Source organism: Microcoleus sp. CZ3-B2 (genome assembly GCF_036705055.1).
Lineage (GTDB): Bacteria > Cyanobacteriota > Cyanobacteriia > Cyanobacteriales > Microcoleaceae > Microcoleus.
The window spans coordinates 13852-37244 of the sequence record NZ_JAUBTN010000009.1 but is presented as its reverse complement, the minus strand read 5'-3'; the positions used below and the strand labels follow the sequence as shown (position 1 = coordinate 37244).

Below are 23393 nucleotides of genomic sequence, written 5' to 3'. Positions count from 1 at the left end.
CTAACTAATTTCAGTGATGATTAATACTATTTTGTGTAAATCTTGTGAAAAAAGTCGGACGGCGGTTGAAACAGCTTCTTCTCAAGCAAAGTCTGCCTCTGCGGACTGAAGAAGATGAGCGCGTAATTTTTACCTCGTTTTCTTCAACCCGCTTAGCATCGGTTTGGTTTGACGCTGAGGCGGTTTCAACCGCCCGTTATTCCGACTCCAAACGTATTGGGGCATTAGGTGGGGCTCAGTTTTGCAGCCAGCGGGCCGCATCTTTGGCGTGATAAGTCAAGATCAAATCAGCACCAGCACGCTTAAATCCTGTCAAGGTTTCCATCACTACTCTTTCTTCATCAATCCAACCGTTAAGGGCGGCGGCTTTCACCATCGCGTATTCTCCAGAAACGTTGTAAGCCGCAACTGGCAGGTTAGTTGCTTCCTTGACCCGCCAGATGATGTCCATATATGCTAAAGCCGGTTTAACCATCAGCATATCCGCGCCTTCGGCAATGTCGAGAGCAATTTCTTTGAGAGCTTCGCGGCCGTTTCCTGGGTCCATTTGGTAGGTGCGCCGATCGCCAAATTGAGGAGCAGAATCCGCCGCATCCCGGAACGGGCCATAATAAGCTGAGGCATATTTGGCCGCGTAAGACATGATAGGAATATCTTCAAATCCGGCACTGTCCAATCCTTCGCGAATTGCTCCGACAAAACCGTCCATCATTCCCGAAGGTGCGATAATATCTGCACCCGCCCTAGCTTGAGCAACGGCGGTTTTTTTGAGCAATTCTAGTGTCGGATCGTTCAAAACTCGGCCGCTTAAATCTCCGACTTCCAAATAGCCGCAGTGACCGTGACTGGTATATTCGCACAGACAAGTATCGACGCTGACGATTAAATCGGGTACGGCTTTTTTAACTGCTTCCGTCGCTTTTTGGACGATGCCGCAATCGTGCCAAGCACCTGTCGCATCTGTATCTTTGTCTGCGGGAATCCCGAATAAAATAATCGCGGGAATGCCGAGGTCGTAAACTTCTTTTGCTTCTTCTACGATTTTGTCTACCGATAGCTGGTAAACTCCGGGCATCGATGTAACTTCTTTGGCAACAGCTTCCCCCGGTACGGCAAATAGAGGGTAAATTAAATCGCTGGTTGTCAAGATATTTTCGCGTACCATCCGGCGGAGTTGGGGATGGTTGCGGAGGCGGCGGGGGCGGTGGGTTGGAAACATAATATTTTTTACGGTGGATAAAGTCCTGGTTTCTAGGACTGGGGCGTTTCTTTGACTTATTTGGCGTCAGTCCCGCGCTGTAATTGTACTCAATTCAGCGTCGGGATATCGGCTAAATAAGTTAAAGAAATTATCGAAAATTTTCGGATTGTGTCAGCAAAACGTCTAAGATGTAAATGGTTGCGACCCACCCACTCGACTGCAAACAACAGGCTATAGTAGCAGTGGTATGCTTGCCCAGGACAACTGCCAGAGAAAGGGGGAAAGAACAGACCGCTGGTTGGTAAGGCACGTCCCACCAGAAAATACAATCCAAGTTTGTGGTACGAAAATAGTTTTTGCCCTAGGAAATAGGGCTTCTGCGTGGGTTCCCTAGGAAGGGATAAAGGGTGTAAAAACCCAGAGATGCTGTGTCAGACTCGGATCGTCTTGGGTGACGAATATTCAGCAATGGATATCCCCAACGCCGTGCAACGGCAAACGAGACACGAAGCCTGCACTGTACCAAAAGGTCAGTGTTAGGTATTTCACAAGTCTAGAGCTTATTGTTGGTCGATCGCCCTCAAACTACGTAAAGTTCTGTAAAATCCGCGGACGCGGTTCGCAGTAAGGACTTTAGTCCTCTATTCTCTCTCTAGCCTTTGTCCTTCCCAGACAGAGTTCTAGCGGTGTAGGGTTCGGCTAGTACGGATATCTCACACAGTTCACCCCTACAACCGCGCTGCCCATCCGCCAGAATAGATTGTAAATTATAAATGTATCGAATAGTAACGGTGTTATGTACAAGCAACTAATTTCAAAGATGATGAAACCGCTTTTGAAATCACTATTTGCGATCGGTCTGGTAGTGACGCTAGCCCTCAGTAACGCTGACGGAGCCCTGGCTGCTCGCAGCGGAGGACGCATCGGTGGCGGATCTTTTGGAGCGCCCGCGCGCAGTTATTCATCTCCGAGCCGCACCTACGCGCCGTCTGGAGGGGGTTACTACCCTGGCGGCTATGGCGGTGGATTTGGCGGTGGATTTGGTTTCCCGTTCTTGCTGCCGTTTTTTGGATTTGGCGGCGGATTTGGCGGCCTGTTCTCGATTTTGATTTTTATTTCGATAGCCAATTTCCTCGTGCAAAGCTTCCGCAGCGCCCGGGGTGGAACTGACGAACTCGGCAACAGCGTTTCTAGCACCACGGTATCTGTGGCCCGCTTGCAAGTGGGTTTGTTAGCAGAGGCCCGCACTTTGCAAGCCGAACTCGACTCCCTAGCGCGCACAGCGGATACCGATACAGCAGTCGGTCGCGCTCAAGTGCTGCAAGAATCTACTCTGGCGATGCTGCGCCATCCTGAATACTGGGTTTACGCGGGCGCTGAATCTATGCAAACTCGCTTGGAAGCAGCCGAAGCTAAATTTAACCAGTTTTCTTTGGCAGAACGCAGTAAGTTTACTGAAGAAACGCTCTCGAATTATAACAATCAGCTCCGGCAGGCAGGGAGCAGCAATATCTTGCCTGGTTTGCAGGAAAACGGCGCGCTGGTTGCTTCCGATTTGAATTCTGCTCCCGGTGAATTTATTGTGGTGACGGTGATTGTCGGTACTCAAGGCAAATTGGAATTGCCAGTAGTGAAAAACTCTGAAGATTTGCGCCAAGCTTTGCGCCAGATTGGTGGAGTATCGAGCGAGCAGTTGCTGGCGGTTGAGGTGCTGTGGACTCCTCAAGCTAACGGCGACACTCTCACTGCTGATGATATGTTGGCCGGCTATCCTGATTTGCGATTGATTTAGCGAGCCAAACGGGGCGCGGAGCATTGTTTCGGGCGCCCCATCCCCAAAGAAAGCTGTGGGGCGAACCCGATCGGTTGTCAGACAAGAAATTTGCAATCTGTTGTGAATGCCGATCGAGTTCAAAAAATTTATTCAACAAATGCTATTATTAAAAGATTAATTATTCAACGCGATGCCTCAGCGGTTGGGAACGAAAATTTAATAACTTAAACATCTGCCACAATTTTTTCTATCCCGAGGCGCAGAGGTAAAGAAAGGCTCTTCATCCGGATCTGCATTACTGTCGCTCCGACTGGTAACGAGCAGACGAAAGATGATTATATAAAGAAGCGATCGGGAGCTAAATTTATGGCAAACAGCAGCAGAAAAAAAGCACTTTTTATTTTGAGCCAGCTAAATAACGACGATATTGACTGGATCGTCCAAAAAGGTAAAAGGGAAGTTCTCGATGCGGGCGGGATTTTGATTGTTGAAGGGAGACAGATAGATGCGTTATATATTGTTTTGGAAGGGAGTTTGAGCGTTTCTATCGAGGCCCAAGAGACGAAAGAACTCGCTAGAATAGCTAGCGGTGAACTTGTGGGAGAAGTTTCTTTTATTGATGCTCGCCCTCCTTTGGCTACGGTAAAGGCGATCGAAAAAACTCACTTGCTGGCAATTCCCCGGCGGCAGTTAGTAGTCAAACTCGAACACGATATGGGTTTTGCTTCCCGTTTTTATTATGGAATTTCGCTCTGTTTGGCAGACAGGATGCGCGGTACGATTAGACATATAGAATACGGGCGCAATATAGAAGAATTTGATCGACCAGAATTGGAGCGCGAGGATATCAATCCTAGCATTATGCAAAATTTAGCCCTAGCTCAGGCAAAGTTTAATTGGCTGAGGGAAAATGTTAGGGCTTGAGTAATTTTTAGGCATCGGGATATATGTCACAGCATTCTCAAGCAAAATAGGGCCAGGATTTTAGGGGAAAGGTCGATCGACCTTTCCCGTATCTAAAAAAATCCGGGCCCTATTTTGTTGCTACCTCGCGCGCTGAGGCGCAACTATCAACCAGGCAATCTAGATAATTCCCGGCCCTTTGTGACGGGTGTCTGCTTCTTCTGTCAGTTTTCCTTCCTCGCCTTTTTTATCTTTGATTTCCGCAAGAATTCGAGCGCGTTCTGCTGCTTCGGCTTCTTCTTTTGCTCTCAAATCGCCCGGTTCGTTGATGTACATTTCCGGTTCGATCGCATAATTGTTAACAAGACCTTCTTTGTCTACTGTATAACCATCTGTAGTGTGAATGCTTTCGTCATCGGTTTGGTCGTCTGTTTTGGCGCTTTTCTGCTTTGCTTCGGTGGTTGCGTGCATGAAGTTAGCGCCTTCGCGTTCTTGCCGCGCTGCTGTCTCAGCAGGAGTAATGCCCCTGTCGTAGTGGGGGGCTTCCATATTAGCTTCGATTTTTTCGTCGGTTGGTGTTGCTTTGCTAATTTCACTCTCGGGCGGTGTTGGCTGGCGATTAGTCATGATTTATTCCTTCTTGAGTTTTTTCAAAAGGTCTTTGGCTTATGTTCAAATATTAAGCCTAAGCTAACTCATTCACAAACTATCTTTGGTTAGAGTTTGCGATCAATTCCTGCTATATATTACATTAATACATTTATTGAGTCTTCCTTAAGACTGATTAATCTCTGTTTTTTGTGAAAAATTTACAGTAGGGATCCTTTGACATCTATCTAAAGGTAGGGAATTAGTCAGTTGGCAGTTGGCAGTTGGCAGTTGGTAGTTGGTAGTTGGCAGTTGGTAGTTGGCAGTTGGTAGTTGGCAGTTGGTAGTTGTTAGTTATTGGTTATTGGTTATTGGTTATTGGTTATTGGTTATTGGTTATTGGTTATTGGTTATTGGTTATTGGTTATTGGTTGTTAGTTATTGGTTATTGGTTATTGGTTATTGGTTATTGGTTATTGGTTATTGGTTGTTAGTTATTGGTTGTTAGTTATTAAGTCGTCGCGCATTTAAATTGTATATTCAGGGCGGGCATGATGCCCACCTCTACAAGAGTTTTATTTGTTTTGACATACAGTTTAAATGCCGCAACAGCTTAGTTATTAGTTAACAGTCAACAGCTAACAGTTAACAGCTAACAGTCAAAAGTCAACAGCTAACAATTCCCAATGACTAATGACTAATGACTAATGACTAATGACTAATGACTAATGACTAATGACTAATGACTACTGACTACTGACTACTGACTTTATGCTTCTTTATAGAAGCGGATGATTTCGCGGACGTGGTTGAGAAATTGTCCGTCGTCGGTAAGTTGGGCGATCGCACTTTCTGCATCTCTTGCCAGTTTAGTGTGTTCTGCCTGATTTTTCGCTTGCAAAGATTGTAGAGATGCCGATAAATTAGTTAATTCTCTGGTGGTAGCCTGTTGCTCCCGCTCTTGGACAGCCACCCACGAATTCGGATTATTTGAACTGAATTGATTGGATAAATCTCTAACTGTAGATTCTAAGTTTGCAAAGCGGCTGCGGAGTTCGACAATATCTTCGCGGGGGTACAAAAATTGGCTGCGGATAGTTGTCAGCCGCTGGGCTAAATATTGATAACCTCGGATAGCTGGACGCATTACAGTTAACAGCAGTGCAGCACCGGAACTGAGATAGCCCACAGCACTAATTCCAGTGGCGGCGAGGGCGTAAAATACGATCGCGCTTCCGAGATGCAGGGCGATCGCCACAAAGAGCGATCGGCGAACTAATACATTAACGTATTTGACTTGTTCATGATCGACAGCAATATTTTTTTTAGTAGATTCAGCCGCTTGCGCTAAAACTTCTTTAGCTTCAAAATGGACATTCCAAGGAACAGTAACTATCAGCAACAGCCATTCAAAAATAGCAATGGCAATTACCCAATCAATAAAACTGCCGGCGGGGACGTGCAGCCATTGCAGAATGGAAAAAACCAACAATAGAAATAAGCCCGTACCCGCACCAAAACCTGCAAAACTGTACATAAAGAAAGCCTTTGTGAAATGTTATTTCGATTGTGAGTAGGTTGTTTTGATATGGAGCCAGAAACTGTGACAGTTAAGTAATCGTCCTATTAATCCAGGTTAATTAGTTATGAGTAACAGTGCTAGGCAAGGGTTGCAACCAACCTGACTTTTTTATTGAAATACTTGCTATATCTCAATCGTGGAATGTTATTTTGATTGTGGGTAGGTTTTTGGGGTGTGGAAGAATAAGCTGTGACAGTTGATAAAGCGTCCTATTGTTCAACCCAGTTTATTAGTGATTAGTAATATTCCAGGACACAAGAGTTTCCAGACACCTGGTTTGTTTGAAAAAAAATACACGGTCTTTTGCCGAGCAATAATAGTTAAATAAAACGGTTTGTCTGTAAGAATTGCCTAAGTTATACATAATTATTCATTAGTGATTAGCGATCGGGATAAAGTCAGATTTTCCCCAAGTCATACAATTTAAAATTTAAGATTTGAAATTAGTAATGACTGATTGTGTCTGGGTTTACAGCTTATCTACAGTGGCATTCTTTTTTGAACTGGTATAACTCCCAGGGTTACACTTGGGGAACAACGCAGCAATGTCAAAACGCTCCTCTCTCCACTTTTCTTTTGCAGAGCAGCTCGATCGCCTGCGGCTGAGATAAACTGATTGAAAGGTCGATCGCCCGTGAAAGCAAATTACCAGCTTGTCACCGAGAGGGTCATACCGCAAGCTGCAGCCACAGCAAAATAGCTAAAATTAACTCTACCGTATCCGATTTCCAATAACTGCACGCATACAATCTCAAATCAAAAGTCAGCAGCAAGGACAAACCGATGACGAACTCAACTATTGGTCTAGAAAATAAACTTTACGATTATCTATTATCTATTTCCCTGCGGGAACCAGATATTCTCGCTGCACTGCGGGAAGAAACTGCTAAGCATCCGATGGGTATGATGCAAATAGCTCCCGAACAAGGTCAGTTTATGGAGATGCTGGTGCAGCTTATGGGAGCGACAAAAACCTTAGAAGTTGGAGTTTTTACTGGTTATAGCTCCCTGTGCGTAGCCTTAGCGCTGCCTCCTAACGGTCAAATTATTGCCTGCGATGTCAGCGAGGAATATACTTCTATAGCGCGGCGCTATTGGGAAGCAGCAGGTGTCGCAAACAAAATTTTCTTGCAATTGGGCCCGGCAATAAATACTCTCGACAAACTAATAGCCGAGGGACAAGCAGGAACCTTTGATTTTGCATTTATAGACGCGGATAAAGAAAATTATGAGGCTTATTTTGAGCGATCGCTCCAACTTGTACGCAATGGCGGTTTAATAGTAATTGACAACGTTCTGTGGTCGGGACGAGTTGCCGATCCTCAAGTACAAGACACAAGTACCCTCGCCCTTCGCAGTTTCAACGACAAATTGCGTAACGATCCGAGAGTTACTCTGAGTGTTGTCCCCATTGCTGACGGACTAACTTTAGCCCTGAAACGCCGCTGGGCAACTATGATGCAGCCGGAACATCACAATTAAAGAGTTTTAGCTGCTGGGAACTTTATTAAGACCAAAGAAACCGGGTTTTTATCTGTATTGAAGGCTGCGATACAGTATTTTGGTGAAAAACCCGGTTTCTGCCTACCCCTTTATCTAGAACTATATTAATTACCGACGATCGATTAGAATTAATCAAAATCCTCAACAAATATTATTAAATTAAAGTGACAAATGCTGGTATCAAATTTACAAATAAAATTACCGATTCACGAAACTTTTCAGTGTACTGTTCAAGGCGAAGGTTATTGGACAGGTACTTTAGTTGATTTTATTAGATTGGCAGGTTGTCCCGTGGGGTGTCCTTGGTGCGATACTGGCTACTCGAAAGGTGGCAAAGGTTTGCCGTCGGTGCCGCAGTCGATCGCACAATTGCTAGCTCAATTGCAGTCGCCGAGAGTTGTCATTACTGGCGGCGAACCTTTCATCCACCCGAATTTGCCAAAATTAGTGGCAGCATTGTTACAAGCTGACAAACAGGTAAGTATCGAAACTTCTGGCGCCTATTGGCAAGATGTTTCGCCACTGGCTTGGATTACTCTGTCTCCTAAGGAACACGTCAATCCTAAATATCCGGTACAAGAGCATTTCTGGGAGAAAGCCAATGAAATTAAGTTGGTAGTTAGCACGGGTGAAGAAGTTGATTTTTACAAAAAATATTTTGTTGAAGATAGGAATATTCCTGTGTTTTTGCAGCCGGAATGGGAATCGCGAGAGCGGGCGATTCCGATTATTTTGGAGTTACTAAAACAGCATCCGAGTTATAGGTTGTCTTTGCAAACTCACAAGTTTATTGGCGTGCAATAAACATCCCAAAATCCTGTAGGGGCGGATTGATAAACTATCTATGAAACCACAAATAATATCAAATCCGGTAGCATCGGAATGATTCAGATATATATTCTCGGACTCTGTGTACTCTGTGTACTCTGCGGTTAAATCACCTGACGATCCAAACGGAAACGATATAATCTCATAAACCCGCCCCATCCCCGCCATGATTCACATCAACATCTTAGATCCCGTATAGCGGACACGATATTATTCAATTTTTTTAAGGATTGCAGATTTGGGCGATCGCCCTTTCGTCAGGATAGTTAGCAATATAATTGCCCAGCCATTGGCAACTCAGCTTCATTAAACTATCTACATCTAGTTCCAAATTCCAGATCCTTAAAGTAAAATCGTCGCTAGCAGAAACAAGAGTTTTGCCGTCGGGACTAATGTTAACATCGTTAACTCGATCGCGATGTCCGTCAAAAACTTGTAGGGGCACAGCCTCCGAGTTTGTTGTGGCGTCTGCCACATTCCACAGTTTAATTGTGCGATCGAAACTTGCAGATGCTAAAATTTTACCGTCGGGACTGAAAACAACGCTGTCAATTTCCCTTTGATGTCCTGAAAGAGTTTTGATTTCTTGCCCAGTTTCTAGGTTCCATAATTTAATAGTTCGATCGCCCGACGCGGATGCTAAAATTTTGCCATCAGGGGCGAAACTGACGCTGGTGACAGCACCTCGATGTCCTAAAAAAGATTTGATTTCGCTGCCGTTTTGTGCATTCCACAATTTAACAGTACGATCGCGACTACCGGAAGCAATAGTTTTGCCGTCTGGCGAGAAACTCGCGCTGAAAACCTGACTGCGGTGGCTTTCTAGAACTTTCGGTTCGATGCCGGCGAGGTTCCAGAGTCGTACCGCGCGATCGGTACCTGCGGTTGCCAAAGTGCGGCCGCCGGGACTGAAACTCAGGCTCGAAACCCTGCCACTGTGTCCTTTGAGCGTTTGTGGCTCGATATTTCCTAACAGCGGTAAATTCCACAATTTGACGGTTCCATCTTCGCTAGCGGTAGCCAGAGTTGGGCTGTTGCTGGCAGGAGGGCTGAATTTGACGCTCCAGATTTCCTTATTCTGGGCTTGCAGGGTGGTGAGAAGAGTCAGGTTTTCGACATCCCACAGCTTGACTAAACCCTCTTCGCCAGCCGATGCTAGGGTTTTGCCGTCGTCGGAAAAACTGACACTTCTGACAGGTTTGGTATGGCCTTTCAGCGTAGCGATTTCTGTTCCGTCTGCAGCATTCCAGAGTTTGACAGTGCCGTCGGAGCCCGAAGATGCGATCGTCAATCCATGGGGCGAATAACTGAGACGCTTGTTGCCCAGCCCCTATGTCCTGTAAAGGTTTTGAGCAAAGTGCCGTCGGCGGTATTCCAGAGTTTGACAGTGCCGTCGGAGCCCGAAGATGCGATCGTCAATCCATGGGGCGAATAACTGAGATTCCCAACGTTATCGCGGTGTCCGGTAAGGGTTATAAGCAAGATGCCGTCTGGGTTCCAGAGTTTGATGGTATTGTCTTCGCTAGCGGAGGCGAGGATTTTGCCATCGGGCGAGAAAACGACTTTGTTATAGAAATCGCTCGGACATGATATCAAGGGCAGATGCGAGGCATATCGATACAGATAAGCGCAGATAATTTCACAAAAGTCTGCAATTTTTGCCAGAAATTTATGATAAAATTAAGACTTAATTTAAATATGAGTTTCTGAACAATCCCATGAATTTCCGCTTCCGATTGTGTACTTCCATCAGTTGAGCGCGATAAGCAGACCACTCAACTTTTCGCTCAGCTTGTATATAGGCAGCACGGGCTTTTTCTAGCCACTTAATTGCACTATCGTACTCGGCTGATTTCATTGCATTTAGAATCGATTCAGCGCGCTGACAAGCATTGGCGATTACCCAATCTGGGCGATGGGGAATTGCTGCCATCATCACTCGATGAACGAGTTCTGAACTGTAAGATGTTTCTACAACGGCGATCGCCTCTTCAATCATTTTTTCATGCAGAAAAATATCAACCTTTGCTTCGGTAGAACTGTAGCTTTGAATGGTTCTTACAATTGCCAACAAATCTACTCTCAAGGTTGACCAATTATCTCCTGATAACTCCTGCAATGAAAGATAATCATTCAAGGAAGGTTGAATTTTAAAAATTTTAAGTTTAGCATTAAACGCAGCTTCTTTTTCGCCTAATTCATCGGCTAATTCACTCATACAAATTGCCAGTTTATAGGTAAGATTGCCGGGTAAATTCAACCCAGCTTGACAAATTTCTAGAGCTTCTTCTGAATATCCGTCTTCTTGTAAAATTTGAACTAGAGCAAAAGCCTCTTCGACTGATGTCATCTCGGTTTCCGCAGCTTTCACAGCTTCTTCTATTCTCCCCAAACGAGCTAACATGGTCAAATATTGTTGAATACAGCCTTCTGCCTTGGCTAGGTATAAGTATTCTTTTTCGCGGTTCTGGCGATCGAGAATTTGTAAGCGAGTCAAGGTTAATTCACGAGCATAATCTGGTGGATTATCAGCCCAGATTCCCGTTCCAGTAAGGTTTCCTTCCAATATCTGCTGGAGTGGCGGGTAGTCCCAACCTTGGCGTAAAGCTTCCAAACTCATGCTGAAATTACAATCCCATTCATCGTTCCAACCTTCTAACATCACCTGAAAATCTATTTCTTCCTCAGCAGTTAGTTCGGCGGTCAAAATGGCTGTTGTCCAAGCTTCATCCAAAGCATTGGTGATTTCATAACTTTCAAAACCATATTCTTCTATCTCATCCCAATCATCAACGCAGCCTGCAGTAATAGCTTCTAAAATTACTAAAGCGTTTTTGCCATCTCCTTGTTCGCTGAATTCCTGGGCTTGCTGAATTAATTCTAAAATTTCTTCTGTAATTGGGTCTTCTTCATCATAACCATATTCATACTCGGAATAATCCTCAGCTTGTCGGAAAATGTCTCGTACTTGTCGCCGAAAAGGAGCAGGATCGATCGCACTTTGGCGATGTATTTTCGTCAATTGGCTTGTCGGCGCAGACACAGCGTTAGAATTAACGTATAGTTCGATCGCATTGATCAGCGACGGTTCATTGTCCGCTAAATGCTCTACTAACTCATAGATTTGGGCATCGTTGAGCCGAGAAAGCAAGTCTTCCAGCCTCTCGCCATGTTCAATTTTTTCGGGTTCTCGCAGACACAAAAACAGCGTCGCGATAATGTGTTTGCACCATCCATCGCCATCGTAAGGACAAGTGCAGAATACTCCAGATGTTAATCCCGTAGGATTGAACGGCAGGCTAACGCTGTAGGCTTGAGATTGAGAACCGTATACTGTTGCTTGCACCATATTGCCACGGAGGACTGCGTTAGTAACAGTTCCACCTAAATAGTAATCTTCGGCTCGGTTGAGCGATCGCTCAGAACTGTTATTTTTGATGATTGTTTCACTAAGTTTGGGAATAGGCATGACACTAAGCCTCAGTAATTAAAATATTAGACTCGATTTTACCCGAAAAATGTCGGTTTGTAGTGAGGACTAAAGTCCTCGGATTTAATTGGGACTCGCATTCCGAACGCTTAAACCATGCTGGGAATTGAAGTGGATTTGAAGCATCAAATTTTGAAGGTTTTGCCCGACGGGCCGACGGAAACTTATTTAAAGATTCTTTGATGTTAATCTCAATGCAGGGGAAGTAAACATTATGCAGTCTACTGTGCAAACAGCAGCGGGTATTAAAACTGAACCCTCAACTGTCAACTGTCAACTGTCAACTGTCAACTATTTGACGATTCTTTGATATTCTTGAGTTTGGATGCTATCTATTCCAAAGGCAGCGCTAAGATGGTTAAGCACTGTTTTGCACTACTCTCATGTCCCAACGCGCCGAAACCTCACCCAGTCAGTCAAGTGCATCCCACAACGGACATCATGTGACGACTTTGAACTCCAACAGCCAAAATACGATTCAGATTCGGGGTGCGAGACAGCACAACCTGAAGAATATCGATTTGGAACTGCCGCGCGATCGACTGATCGTGTTTACTGGTGTCTCCGGTTCCGGTAAGTCTTCCCTGGCTTTCGATACAATTTTTGCAGAGGGACAGCGCCGCTACGTTGAGTCTCTCAGCGCCTACGCGCGCCAGTTTTTGGGACAGTTGGACAAACCGGATGTGGACGCGATCGAGGGGTTGAGTCCGGCTATTTCGATCGACCAAAAGTCAACTTCTCACAACCCGCGATCGACTGTCGGCACTGTTACAGAAATTTACGATTATCTCAGATTGCTCTACGGCAGAGCTGGCGAACCGCACTGTCCGATTTGCGATCGCTGCATTGCGCCGCAGACAATTGATGAAATGTGCGATCGAGTCATGGCACTTCCAGACGGCACTCGTTTTCACCTTCTGGCGCCCGTGGTGCGCGGAAAAAAAGGCACTCACCGCAAATTACTGTCTAGTTTAGCTTCCGAAGGATTTATTCGAGTCAAAGTTAACGGAGAAATTTTAGAACTGTCAGAAAATATCGAATTAGATAAAAATCATACGCACAACATCGAGATAGTTGTTGACAGGTTAGTTAAAAAAGCCGGTTTAGAAGAACGTTTAGTTGACTCTCTAACAACTTGTCTGCGACATTCTGAGGGAATTGCGATCGTTGAAGAGTTACCGACTGAGGAAAATTCCGAACCCAACGGGCCGATCGTATTTTCCGAAAACTTTGCTTGTCCCGAACACGGCGCGGTGATGGAAGAACTTTCGCCCCGATTGTTTTCGTTTAATTCGCCCTACGGCGCTTGCCAAAACTGCCACGGTTTGGGGAATTTGCGGACTTTTGCGCCGGAGTTGGTCATTCCTGACGAGAAAGCACCTGTTTATTGCGCGATCGCCCCTTGGTCAGACAAAGACAATTCCTATTATCTCTCTTTGTTGTGCAGTGTTGCTGATGCTTGCGGCTTTGATATCGACACTCCTTGGTTCCGATTGAAGCCACAACACCAACAGGTGATTTTGTATGGAAACGAGTTTAAACAAACCGCAGAAGGTAAAAAGCGAGACACCAGCGTCAATGATTTGCGGAGAGATTTTAAAGGTGTAATTTCCATGTTGCAGCGCCAGTACGACGATACTGGTTCTGATTTAATTAAGCAGAAACTGGAACAGTATCGAGTCGATCGCCCTTGCGAGGTTTGTCGCGGCAAACGCTTGAAAGCAGAGGCGCTGGCGGTGCGGCTGGGACAGTACCGCATTGTCGATTTGACCAGTATTTCGATTCGCGACTGTCGAGAGAGAGTCGAGAATTTGGGATTGAGCGATCGGCAATTTCAAATATCCGACTTAGCCCTGAGAGAAATCAAAGCTAGGCTGCAATTTTTGCTGGATGTCGGATTAGATTATCTGACATTAGACCGTCCAGCAATGACGCTTTCCGGCGGCGAAGCCCAGCGAATTCGCCTCGCCACTCAAATCGGTTCCGGCTTGACCGGTGTCCTCTACGTTTTGGACGAACCCAGCATCGGACTGCACCAAAGAGACAACTTTAAGCTGCTGCAAACCTTAACAAAATTGCGCGATTTAGGCAATACTTTGATTGTCGTAGAACACGATGAAGAAACCATGCGATCGGCCGACCACATTGTCGATATCGGGCCAGGCGCAGGCGTTCACGGCGGCAAAATTATCTCGCAAGGAAGTTTAGAAAACTTGCTTGCCGCCGAGGAATCTTTAACCGGTGCTTATTTGTCGGGAAAACGAGTAATTGAAACTCCCAATGAAAGGAGAAAAGGCAACGGTAAAGCTCTCTCAATCAAAAATGCGACACGCAACAATTTAAAAAATATTGATGTGGAAATTCCGCTGGGTAAACTCGTCTGCGTGACAGGTGTTTCCGGTTCGGGAAAATCCACCTTAATCAATGAATTGCTGTACCCGTCGCTGCAACACTATCTTACCAAAAAAGTTCCTTTACCGCCGGATATGGAAGCTCTCAAAACGAAGGGCGAACGGTCTCTGCAGGATGTGGTTGATAAGGTAATTGTCATCGATCAATCTCCCATCGGCCGCACTCCGCGTTCCAATCCCGCTACTTACACCGGAGTCTTTGATGTGATTCGGGATTTGTTTGCCGAAAGCATTGAAGCGAAGGCAAGAGGTTACAAAGCTGGGCAGTTTTCTTTTAACGTGAAAGGAGGCAGGTGCGAAGCTTGCGGCGGCCAAGGAGTGAACGTAATTTCGATGAATTTTCTGCCGGATGTTTACGTGCAGTGCGAGGTTTGCAAGGGTGCGCGCTACAACCGGGAAACGCTGCAAGTGAAGTATAAAGGCAAGTCTATTTCTGATGTTTTGAACATGACAGTAGAGGAAGCCTGGGAAATGTTTAAAAATATTCCTAGGGCTGGTGTCAGATTGCAAACTTTGGTGGATGTGGGTTTGGGTTACATTCAGTTGGGACAGCCTGCACCGACTCTTTCAGGAGGCGAAGCGCAGCGGGTAAAGCTGGCAACGGAACTGTCGCGCCGCGCGACTGGGAAGACGCTTTATTTGATTGATGAACCGACGACTGGTTTGTCGTTTTACGACGTTCACCATTTGTTAAATGTGCTGCAAAGGTTGGTGGATAAGGGTAATTCAATTTTGGTCATCGAACACAATTTGGATGTGATTCGGTGCTGCGATTGGGCGATCGATTTGGGCCCGGAAGGAGGAGATAAGGGCGGCGAGATTATTGTGGCGGGAACGCCGGAGGAGGTATCGGCAAATTCTCGTTCTTATACTGGGAAATATTTGAAAGCTGTTTTAGAGCAGCATCCTTTGGGGGAGGCTGTAGCTGTTAGTTAACTAGCAGGAATTACGCAATTCTCATAATTAGTAAGGTGCGTCAGATATTTAAACCTTCAATAATCGTTTAAGAAACTCATCTGACGCACCATACTAAAATACGTCGTCTAATTGATAGAATATAGGTGCGAATCCTTCGCCCATCCAGATATATTTACAAAATTAGGATAATCGTTCATGAGTCGGAAATACTATTCTCATCGTACTGGCAAAAATCCTGATGCGAGTCGCTTCGATCTACCCATATTCGTTAAACTTTTCAAAGCTGTTTATCTTGAGTTTCTAAAGAACGGTTATTTTTCTGAAAACTCTGGAGATGTTCCAAGCAAGCTAGGTGCTGATATAGAAGCACAAATGTTTATCGACCTCAAGAAACCTGACTTATGGCCAATTGAGGAAAAATGTAATAATTATTCAGAGGATGACTTGTTTGATGTCATCGAGTTTCTTTACGATTGTGTTTCTAAGCATATTCATGGATACGATGGATGGGATGATTATGAGGATTATTATGACACCTTAGCTGGTCAGCAAGAATTTAGAGAGAGAATTAATCAGCTCTTGTGTGACTATAGAGAGGGATATGAACTATCCGAAAATGGTGAAATTCTAGAATTTCCCGAGCAAGGATTGGAGGAGTTAGTTCTTGCAGAACTGCCTCCTTACGATCCTGAAAATGTTGAGCAGCGAGTTCAATCCGCAATTCTAAAATTTAGACGTTCTCGCTCATCTCTAGATGGAAAGCGTGATGCAGTTCGAGACTTAGTTGATGTTCTTGAGTTTCTGCGTCCTCAAATTAAGAAAGTAGTCTTCAAGAAAGACGAGGACGATTTATTTAATATAGCTAATAATTTTGGAATACGACACCACAAGGACGCTCAACAGCAGGATTATGACAAAGCCATTTTTTATAGTTGGATTTTCTATTACTATCTGGCATCGATACACGCTTGTTTAAAGCTAATTAAAAAGGCTAAAAGCCAGTCACCATAAGCGCTAGAGGTAACAGTTTATGGCAGCGGACGAGCAAAAACCACTGGTGATGAATTCGAGGTTATTTGTCGCCGCTTCATTTTACGGCTGATTGTCTCAATCCGTTATGACATCGGCATTATTTTTATCCGCTTTATTGGCACTCATGCCGAGTATGACAAGGTAGATGCAGAAACAATCTAAACACAAATTGATATATGGATATACGTCCAATTAGAACCCAAACTGACTATCAGGATGCCCTTCGAGAGGTTGAGTTGCTGTTTAATGCAGCTCCTAATACACCTGAGTCCGATCGCCTAGATGTGCTCAGTACCCTAGTAGAAGCTTACGAGAAGGCACACTTTCCGATCGCAATACCCGATCCCATTGCAGCCATTCAATACTACATGGAGGCTCGCGGATGGTCTGGTAGCGATTTGGAACAATGTATTGGCAGTCGAGTTAAAGTTTCTGAGATATTATCTCGCAAACGCTCCTTGACTTTGGAAATGATTCGGAAGCTGAATCAAGAGTTAGGAATTCCCGCTGAGATTCTCATCCAGCCCTAGGAGTCGCTACAAACCTCCGCCTAACAATAGAACACCATATTTTGGGACAGTTGGTAATTTTCCATTGCACAGACAATGCACCTGAATAGTCACAAAGCAGGATTTTGGATGAAAGATTAACTATCTTGAATTGTCGGAGACATTGCTATATTTTGCGCTTGTTTTTGCATGAATTCAATGTCCGATCGCAACCAAGTGCGGGGCCCGCTGCATTGATGAGCAACTAACAGCCCCCACAGCCCTTTTTTCGTTAAAATTGGCACGACTAAATTAGCGCGAACCTTCATGCTACGCAGAAAATCTCGGTGACATTGGTTGAGGGGTTCTGTTTCAATATCTGCAATTGCTCTAACTCTGCCGCCTTCGTACAATGCTGCGTATTCGTCGTTAAAACATTCGTCTGGCCCGGTTGAGCCTAAGATTGAGAATTCGATCGCACTTAACATCTCGCAAGTCACTTGACCCTGCCACTGCCTGTAAAAATAATACAGCACCGCGCGATCGCTCTGCAAAACTTCTCGAATGTCGTATAGGGATTTTTCAACTAATACGTCGCGCTTTAGACTATCTGTCAAGCGGTTAACAATGTTTTGCAGGCGATCGCCAGACATGATATGAACTCCTTCAATTTCTAGTGTACTCGCAAACTATGAATTATTTAACTTGCATCTTCAAAAATTGTCAACTCTTTGAGGTTCTGGATTCTCGCCCGCTCGAAAATAAGTTATTTTTGGCTTGACAGTTCTCGAAACGGAAGTAACATTATACTAATATTTTGACTGAGTTCGCAATCCTTTCGGGAAAAGGGCTCGACACCTGTTCCACACAGGAATCACCAAATCACGAAGGGCGATATATCGTTTTGAATTGTTCAATTCTTTAATCTGAAATCTCAACTTATTTAACTGCTAAAATCTATCTCTAGCTAGAGGAACTATCAAATATGCCTGTGCTGAAAGAAGCTTGGAAACACGCATTTATTGCGACAAATAACATCAAGCTTCATGGTGTCACTCAAGGTTCCGGGCCGCTGATGCTGATGCTGCACGGATTTCCCGAATTTTGGTATTCTTGGCGCCATCAAATCCCGGAATTTGCGTCAGATTATCAAGTTGTCGCTGTGGATCTCAGAGGTTACAATGACAGCGACAAACCGAAGGATAAATCTGCCTACGTGATGGCAGAGTTTGTGCAAGATGTCAAGGGAATTATTCAGGGTTTGGGATACGAAAGTTGCGTTTTAGTCGGTCACGACTGGGGAGGGGCGATCGCCTGGAATTTTGCCTATGCTTATCCAGAGATGGTCGATAAATTAATTGTGATGAATTTACCGCATCCGGCCAAGTTTGCGGAAGGGCTGCGAACTCCCCAACAATTGCGAAAAAGTTGGTACGTTTTTTTGTTTCAGTTGCCGATTTTGCCGGAGTTCTTAATTCGGTTGGGTGACTATCGGGCGATCGCCCTTGCTTTTGAAGGCATGGCTGTTGACAAAAGCAGCTTTACCCCCTCTGACATCCAAGCTTACAAAGATGCGGCGGCTAAACCGGGCGCTCTGACTGCTACTATCAATTATTACCGCAACATTGCTAGCGGATTGGTCGATCGCCAGAATTGGGATGTGCTGCAAGTTCCGACGCTGATGATTTGGGGAGAAAACGATAGCGCCCTCGGCAAAGAGTTAACTTACGGGACTGAAGATTACGTCCGGGATTTTCAGATTCAGTACATTCCTAATTGCAGCCACTGGGTACAGCAGGAACAGCCGCAGTTAGTGAATCGGTACATGAGAGAGTTTTTGGCAAGCAAAGCTGTTTGAGAAAATATTTTGCACTATTTTCCGCTGGCGCAGGGTTTTCCCCCCGGAGGACTTTTTAGTAATTTCAGTTTTGGACGCACTCCGACACTCAGAAACCGGGTTTTTTAGCGAGATTGAAGGTCTTAATTAAGTATTTTCGTAAAAAACCCGGTTTCAAGTGAGTCCTATTTTCTCTACTCAACCCAGATGTCTCCAAGCTTACCGACTGCTGATTCCCTGCGTCGTACGCCCGCTCATTTCGCTGGGGTAAATGCGGTAGATTGCTATTACCTCCGCACGCCCCCAAGAGTCAATCCAAGTGCGATTGATGGCGGGTGAAAGTGTGGGGTTGTGTTCTTTGACCAATTGCATCGCGCGATCGATGTCTGGCTGCTGGGTGAGGCGTTCTGCTCGCCCGTTGACGACAACGCTGCGCCAGTGTTCCGAATCGCGGACTTCTTCAACTTGCAAGCAGACTTCTGGATTTCCGTCCATATACTTAGTTTTCATCCCGACAGTTGTGAAAATGTATATGTCGGAATCTTGGAGATAATAGTGCATTGGGACAACGTATGGATGCCCTTCAAATACACAGCCGAGGTGTCCGTGCCCTACTTTCTGCAAAAGCTCTTGTATTTCTTTTGAGCTCATTTCATCAATATCTAACATTTTATGCTCCTTATAAGACTTAGGTACTCTAGAGAAATCCCTCGATGTTTAAAATTTCTTCACGAGTTGGGCTGCTGGTCTAATTTATTGCGTTGTTGATGCGCCTGTTTGGTTTTTCTAAAAAATGTATGATTTTGGAGATTGTAACCTTAATTGTTCACAATTGTCATCTACCTTTAGACCGAGATTGTTTGTATAAAAATTTGTATGGCTCTGATTAGTTTTAATCTTATGTCCGATCGCGCGATCGGACATAAGATTTATTTTGATAGGCCACAAGCGGCCAAACATATTTTAAACAAAAAAATGGTTTGCAGTTACGACTAAAGTCCTGACTGCAAACATTTTTTATTATGAGCTATTCAGCGGAGATTATATTAAATCTATGTAACCGATCGCCCTAGCCTAAAGAATTTTTGAGTAATGTAAGAAAGCCTTGTCCTGTCAAAACTTCGATCGCCAGCAAAGAAACAAATCCGATCATCGCAAAACGTCCGTTAACTTTCTCAGCGTATTGTGTGAAACCGGTGCTGACGTTGGCGTCTACATACATCGTGGGTTCGATCGCGAAGTTGTTGAGGAGGCCTTGGTCATCTACCATCATGTTACGTGAAGTCATGGATTTTTCCTTGTTTCGTTGCTTTATATGAATAAATGTAACAGAGTATTAACTTATATTACAGTGATTGGGCGCATAAAAGTTTGTGATGCTAGTCACAAACGTTGGCACTAAGACTTGGGCGGCCTCGAAACGCTAAGCTGTCGCGGATCTAACTTGCACGGTAACTGGTTCCAGAGGCATAGCCACGAAGAGTGGAGCGGGCAGGATGCCCGTTCAAAACCTTAAATCTAAATATATAAGAGCCAACTTGGTTGATAACGATTATCATTATATTTATGAGTCAACCCACAATCACCGCCGTAGCGGGCCCGCCCGGAAGCGGCAAAACAACCTGGATTCGACAGCAGCTAGCAGCCCAAACCCCGCCCCTGCTGTATTTTTGCCCCGGAAGCGGCAATGTGCCGATCGACCAAACGTGCATCGCCGCCGAATTTGGGCAAATCACCACCCTGACAGACGGGCAAGAATCCGAGCTCGCGAAACACCTAGAAAACGGCGTTTCAGCCTACATCGAACTGGGATTTTACCTGCAACTGACAGCAGTAGAAAACCTACTCCAAAGCTTTCCCAGCCGCCGATTTGCTGTAGTGCCGCCAGAAATCAAAGACACCGAATGGCATCAATGGGCAGATGTAATTGTCGAGGGAATAGCCGTTAGCGGCGAACCAGAAAAACTATCAATTTGGCGCAGCCCCGCTAGCGGACAAGTCCTCGATCCAGCCAGCCTCGATCTGTTTTGGTACCAAGAAATGACCCAAGGAGCCTACGGCAAGGTTCACAGAGCCAAAGGCATTTTTGACATAGCCGACGGGCGATCTTTTTACTTCGATTTCGCTGCCGAATTCAAAGAAACCGCCCACGAAGAATTGCCACTTCCCCGCTGGCTCGAAGGCCGCCCCCAAAGATTTAGCGGCATAGAAATTGTCGGCGAAAATCTCGATGAAACAGCATTAGGACAAACCCTAGAAGATTGCTGTCTGTCCGAAACAATTCTGTTGAATTACCAACAGCAAGTCAAACAAGCACTATTATTAGGAGAAGAAGAAACCGAATGAAAATAGCAGTTATGTCCTGCATTCACGGCAACTACGAAGCCTTAAATGCCGTTTTGTCAGACATTGACGAACAACAAGCAGAAAAAATCTTTTGCCTTGGAGATTTAGTCGGCTACGGCCCGCATCCCCACGCCGTAGTAGAAATGATTCGCTCCCTCGACATTCCCACTTGCGTCGGCTGCTGGGACGAAGATATTGTCGAAGGTTTGAACTCATGCGAATGCAGCTATCCGTCTGTTTTAGCCGAAAAAAGAGGCAAATTAGCCCACGAATGGACTAACGCACAAATCCCCTTAGAAACGCGGGAATATTTAGCCACTTTGCCACACAGTTTGCGAGAATACAATAGGTGTTTCGTTCACGGTAGCCCCCACAGCAATCACGAATATTTACTGCCAAAAATGGATGCTTTTTATGCCTTAGAGCGGGTATTTTCTGCCGATGCTGACCTGCTGTTTTGCGGTAACACTCATGTACCCTACGTTCGTACTTTAGATGCTGGAAATATGCAGGTTCGAGTCAGCGGGTCGAGCATCGAAGGAGACAAAGATTTAAGTTTTACTGCTCCTTTAAAGCGGATTGTGAATGTTGGTTCTATAGGAGAACCGCGCCACGGTAGACCGAATGCTACCTACGTGATTTATGATGTTGACGCTCAACAGGCGACATTGCGAGAAGTCGAATATGACTATCATGCTACTTGCGCTGCAATTATTGAAAAAGGTTGGCCGCCGATTTTTGCTTGGCGTTTGGCTAGGGGTTTGGAATATGCCGAAAGAGCTGACGATCCTACTCATGTTTGTGAGAGGTAGTCATTAGTCATTAGTCATTAGTCATTAGTTGGGTGGGTGCCGGTTTATGAGCTTATTGGTTTTTGGCGATTATTGTTGGTGAACCCACCCTACAACTTTTTGACATTGGTGTAAGAGATCCGTTCAAAACAAACTCCGCAAAAATCTTGACAAATACTAACAGTTGAAACCCATAAAAAACTGGGTCGTATTAACAGGAATAGAAGGAAATATTGCTGCTTATCAATCTGTAGTAGCTGACATAAAGTGCCTGAGAATTCGCGTTGACGAATTGTATATCTTAGGCGATTTAGTCGGCCCGAATCCCGAATGCGAAAAATTAGTGCAGCGAGTCCGATCGCCCAAACGAGGAGAAATAGCACCTCAAATCTGTATCGGGTGGTGGGAAGAACAGTGTTTCAACTTACACGGAATAGGTTCTAGCCCTGATGCGGCAGAATTGCGACAAAAATACGGCGCAGATACGATTAAGTTGCTCTGGGATTCTGTCAGCCGGAAAACTGTAGAGTGGTTGCGCTCTTTGAATTTTGGTTTTCATGAATTGGATTGTTTGTTGATTCACGGGAGTACGGTTAGCGCCTCTGATGAGCTTACCCCGGAGACTCCGCCGCCTGTGATGCTCGATCGCACAATCCGCGCTGATGCTAATACTTTGTTTTGCGGGCGATCGGGCTTAGCATTTGAGTATCAATTACAGCTAAGTATTATCAATAACTGGCTGCAGACTCTGGATTCTCAGGAGCCACCTGCAACCGTGTCTGCAACTGCACGGCGGGCGATCGGAGTCGGGAATATCGGGCGGCTCGCCGGACAAGCAACTTATACCCTGTACGACCCGGACACCGATACAGTAAAGTTCCGAAACGTCTCTTACAGCACCCGCAAAGGGCTTCAACCTTAGCCGTCCATAGTAGCTGCGATCGCAAATATTCATCATCCGCTCTGGCCTGGGAGACAGGACGATCGGCAAATTGCCTCAAATTAATTGATATTAATTATCAATTAATCTAAACTGTACATCATCATCCAAAGTAGCGGTGGCGCTCAACCTCAATCCTATGACTCTTTCAACCTACACCCCAGCCTTGTACGCTAGTTTCAGACACCAGACTTTCACCCGCCGTCAGTTAGTGCCCGTGCCCTCTAAAGGGTTGCTGCGAATTGAACGCGGCTCTGTCCGAACCTTAACTTGGAGCGACCAGGGGACACCAATCACGCTGGGATATTGGGGAGTTGGAGACGTGCTGGGCCAGTCACTGTCAGGCGTCCAACCTTATCAAATTGAGTGCAAGACTCATGTAGAAATTAGTTACATTCCTCAAAATTTGTGCTATCAATCCTTAGATGAAGTTTTCAGACATCTTCAGCAAACTCAAGAATTTTTCTGCATTGTTCGCAGCGAATGTCTGCGGGATAGATTGCTGCAACTATTGGTTTGGTTGGGAAAAAAATTTGGTCGGGAAGTCGCACAAGGAGTTTTGATCGATCTGAGATTGACTCACCAGGAGATTTCAGAGGCGATGGGAATTACGCGGATTACGGTGACGCGGCTGATGTGTCGGCTGGAGGAGGAGGGAATTATCGATCGCACTCGCCCTCAATACATTGTTTTAAATTCCCGTTTGTAACATGGGATTTATCTGGAAAAGGGATGACAGTGAAGTGTTTATGAGTCATCAG

General features: G+C 45.2%; 24 protein-coding genes. 15 read left to right on the top strand and 9 right to left on the bottom strand.

Annotated elements, in window-relative coordinates:
* The first annotated feature begins 44 nt into the window (after window positions 1-44).
* On the top strand, window positions 45-272 hold the full coding sequence (locus QUA97_RS05840; RefSeq protein WP_194070866.1) for a hypothetical protein: 228 nt from the start codon (window positions 45-47) through the stop codon (window positions 270-272).
* Here QUA97_RS05840 and hemB read toward each other — a convergent pair.
* Window positions 236-1219, bottom strand: coding sequence for a porphobilinogen synthase (gene hemB, locus QUA97_RS05835; RefSeq protein ID WP_333193851.1), 984 nt, complete (start codon window positions 1217-1219; stop codon window positions 236-238). The genes QUA97_RS05840 and hemB overlap by 37 nt on opposite strands.
* A 778-nt stretch (window positions 1220-1997) precedes the next feature.
* Here hemB and QUA97_RS05830 point away from each other — a divergent pair.
* Both QUA97_RS05830 and QUA97_RS05825 read left to right on the top strand, forming a co-directional pair.
* A complete protein-coding gene (locus tag QUA97_RS05830) occupies window positions 1998-2993 on the top strand; it encodes a DUF1517 domain-containing protein (protein WP_333193849.1) in 996 nt (331 codons plus the stop codon).
* A gap of 348 nt (window positions 2994-3341) precedes the next feature.
* Window positions 3342-3899: a cyclic nucleotide-binding domain-containing protein gene (locus QUA97_RS05825; protein ID WP_333193847.1), complete on the top strand. Its 558-nt coding sequence runs from the start codon at window positions 3342-3344 to the stop codon at window positions 3897-3899.
* A 159-nt stretch (window positions 3900-4058) separates the two neighbouring features.
* Here QUA97_RS05825 and QUA97_RS05820 read toward each other — a convergent pair whose 3' ends face one another.
* Complete coding sequence (locus tag QUA97_RS05820) at window positions 4059-4505, bottom strand: hypothetical protein (RefSeq protein ID WP_333193845.1); 447 nt, start codon at window positions 4503-4505, stop codon at window positions 4059-4061.
* Window positions 4506-4785: 280 nt separating this feature from the next.
* On the opposite strand from QUA97_RS05820, the gene QUA97_RS05815 reads away from it, so the two are divergent.
* Complete coding sequence (locus QUA97_RS05815; RefSeq protein WP_333193949.1) at window positions 4786-4974, top strand: hypothetical protein; 189 nt, start codon at window positions 4786-4788, stop codon at window positions 4972-4974.
* Window positions 4975-5235: 261 nt separating this feature from the next.
* Here the strand turns inward: QUA97_RS05815 and QUA97_RS05810 are convergent, their stop codons facing one another.
* Window positions 5236-6003 (bottom strand): hypothetical protein, encoded by a 768-nt coding sequence (locus QUA97_RS05810; protein ID WP_333193843.1) that lies wholly within the window; start codon window positions 6001-6003, stop codon window positions 5236-5238.
* 828 nt (window positions 6004-6831) lie between these two features.
* Here QUA97_RS05810 and QUA97_RS05805 point away from each other — a divergent pair.
* Both QUA97_RS05805 and QUA97_RS05800 read left to right on the top strand, forming a co-directional pair.
* Window positions 6832-7530: a class I SAM-dependent methyltransferase gene (locus tag QUA97_RS05805; RefSeq protein WP_333193841.1), complete on the top strand. Its 699-nt coding sequence runs from the start codon at window positions 6832-6834 to the stop codon at window positions 7528-7530.
* 192 nt (window positions 7531-7722) lie between these two features.
* Window positions 7723-8355 (top strand): 7-carboxy-7-deazaguanine synthase QueE, encoded by a 633-nt coding sequence (locus QUA97_RS05800; protein WP_194070630.1) that lies wholly within the window; start codon window positions 7723-7725, stop codon window positions 8353-8355.
* Window positions 8356-8602: 247 nt separating this feature from the next.
* Here the strand turns inward: QUA97_RS05800 and QUA97_RS05795 are convergent, their stop codons facing one another.
* From QUA97_RS05795 to QUA97_RS05785, 3 genes are all read right to left on the bottom strand, one after another.
* Window positions 8603-9670 carry a WD40 repeat domain-containing protein gene (locus QUA97_RS05795; protein WP_333193838.1) on the bottom strand — a complete coding sequence of 356 codons (1068 nt, stop codon included), beginning with the start codon at window positions 9668-9670 and terminating at the stop codon, window positions 8603-8605.
* Window positions 9667-9975, bottom strand: a complete 309-nt coding sequence (locus QUA97_RS05790) for a WD40 repeat domain-containing protein (protein ID WP_255515923.1) — start codon at window positions 9973-9975, stop codon at window positions 9667-9669. Before QUA97_RS05790 ends, QUA97_RS05795 begins: the two co-directional genes overlap by 4 nt.
* A 91-nt stretch (window positions 9976-10066) precedes the next feature.
* The gene (locus QUA97_RS05785; RefSeq protein WP_333193835.1) at window positions 10067-11848 is read right to left on the bottom strand and encodes an SWIM zinc finger family protein; all 1782 of its coding nucleotides are present in this window, start codon (window positions 11846-11848) and stop codon (window positions 10067-10069) included.
* Window positions 11849-12252: 404 nt separating this feature from the next.
* On the opposite strand from QUA97_RS05785, the gene uvrA reads away from it, so the two are divergent.
* The 4 genes from uvrA (at window position 12253) to QUA97_RS05765 (ending at window position 16760) form a co-directional block, all read left to right on the top strand.
* On the top strand, window positions 12253-15216 hold the full coding sequence (gene uvrA, locus QUA97_RS05780; protein WP_333193833.1) for an excinuclease ABC subunit UvrA: 2964 nt from the start codon (window positions 12253-12255) through the stop codon (window positions 15214-15216).
* Window positions 15217-15393: 177 nt separating this feature from the next.
* Window positions 15394-16209, top strand: coding sequence for a hypothetical protein (locus QUA97_RS05775; RefSeq protein WP_333193831.1), 816 nt, complete (start codon window positions 15394-15396; stop codon window positions 16207-16209).
* Between the two features lie 63 nt (window positions 16210-16272).
* A complete protein-coding gene (locus tag QUA97_RS05770; RefSeq protein ID WP_333193945.1) occupies window positions 16273-16392 on the top strand; it encodes a type II toxin-antitoxin system HigB family toxin in 120 nt (39 codons plus the stop codon).
* A 14-nt stretch (window positions 16393-16406) separates the two neighbouring features.
* Entirely contained in the window at window positions 16407-16760 is a 354-nt protein-coding gene (locus tag QUA97_RS05765; RefSeq protein ID WP_194070625.1) for a helix-turn-helix domain-containing protein, read from the top strand.
* Between the two features lie 116 nt (window positions 16761-16876).
* On the opposite strand, the gene QUA97_RS05760 is transcribed toward QUA97_RS05765, so the two are convergent.
* On the bottom strand, window positions 16877-17371 hold the full coding sequence (locus tag QUA97_RS05760; RefSeq protein ID WP_194070624.1) for a GAF domain-containing protein: 495 nt from the start codon (window positions 17369-17371) through the stop codon (window positions 16877-16879).
* A gap of 332 nt (window positions 17372-17703) precedes the next feature.
* Here QUA97_RS05760 and QUA97_RS05755 point away from each other — a divergent pair, with 332 nt between their 5' ends.
* On the top strand, window positions 17704-18576 hold the full coding sequence (locus tag QUA97_RS05755) for an alpha/beta fold hydrolase (protein WP_333193828.1): 873 nt from the start codon (window positions 17704-17706) through the stop codon (window positions 18574-18576).
* A gap of 198 nt (window positions 18577-18774) precedes the next feature.
* Here the strand turns inward: QUA97_RS05755 and QUA97_RS05750 are convergent, their stop codons facing one another.
* Together QUA97_RS05750 and QUA97_RS05745 are read right to left on the bottom strand one after the other, a co-directional pair.
* The gene (locus QUA97_RS05750) at window positions 18775-19224 is read right to left on the bottom strand and encodes a pyridoxamine 5'-phosphate oxidase family protein (protein ID WP_333117378.1); all 450 of its coding nucleotides are present in this window, start codon (window positions 19222-19224) and stop codon (window positions 18775-18777) included.
* A gap of 400 nt (window positions 19225-19624) precedes the next feature.
* Window positions 19625-19843 carry a chlorophyll a/b-binding protein gene (locus QUA97_RS05745; protein WP_333193825.1) on the bottom strand — a complete coding sequence of 73 codons (219 nt, stop codon included), beginning with the start codon at window positions 19841-19843 and terminating at the stop codon, window positions 19625-19627.
* 278 nt (window positions 19844-20121) lie between these two features.
* Here QUA97_RS05745 and QUA97_RS05740 point away from each other — a divergent pair, with 278 nt between their 5' ends.
* From QUA97_RS05740 to QUA97_RS05725, 4 genes are all read left to right on the top strand, one after another.
* Entirely contained in the window at window positions 20122-20901 is a 780-nt protein-coding gene (locus QUA97_RS05740) for a GTP-binding protein (protein WP_333193823.1), read from the top strand.
* Complete coding sequence (locus QUA97_RS05735; RefSeq protein ID WP_333193821.1) at window positions 20898-21713, top strand: metallophosphoesterase family protein; 816 nt, start codon at window positions 20898-20900, stop codon at window positions 21711-21713. Before QUA97_RS05740 ends, QUA97_RS05735 begins: the two co-directional genes overlap by 4 nt.
* Window positions 21714-21885: 172 nt before the next feature.
* On the top strand, window positions 21886-22614 hold the full coding sequence (locus tag QUA97_RS05730; protein WP_333193944.1) for a metallophosphatase: 729 nt from the start codon (window positions 21886-21888) through the stop codon (window positions 22612-22614).
* A 157-nt stretch (window positions 22615-22771) separates the two neighbouring features.
* Window positions 22772-23341 (top strand): Crp/Fnr family transcriptional regulator, encoded by a 570-nt coding sequence (locus QUA97_RS05725; RefSeq protein ID WP_194070804.1) that lies wholly within the window; start codon window positions 22772-22774, stop codon window positions 23339-23341.
* The last annotated feature ends 52 nt before the right edge of the window (window positions 23342-23393 follow it).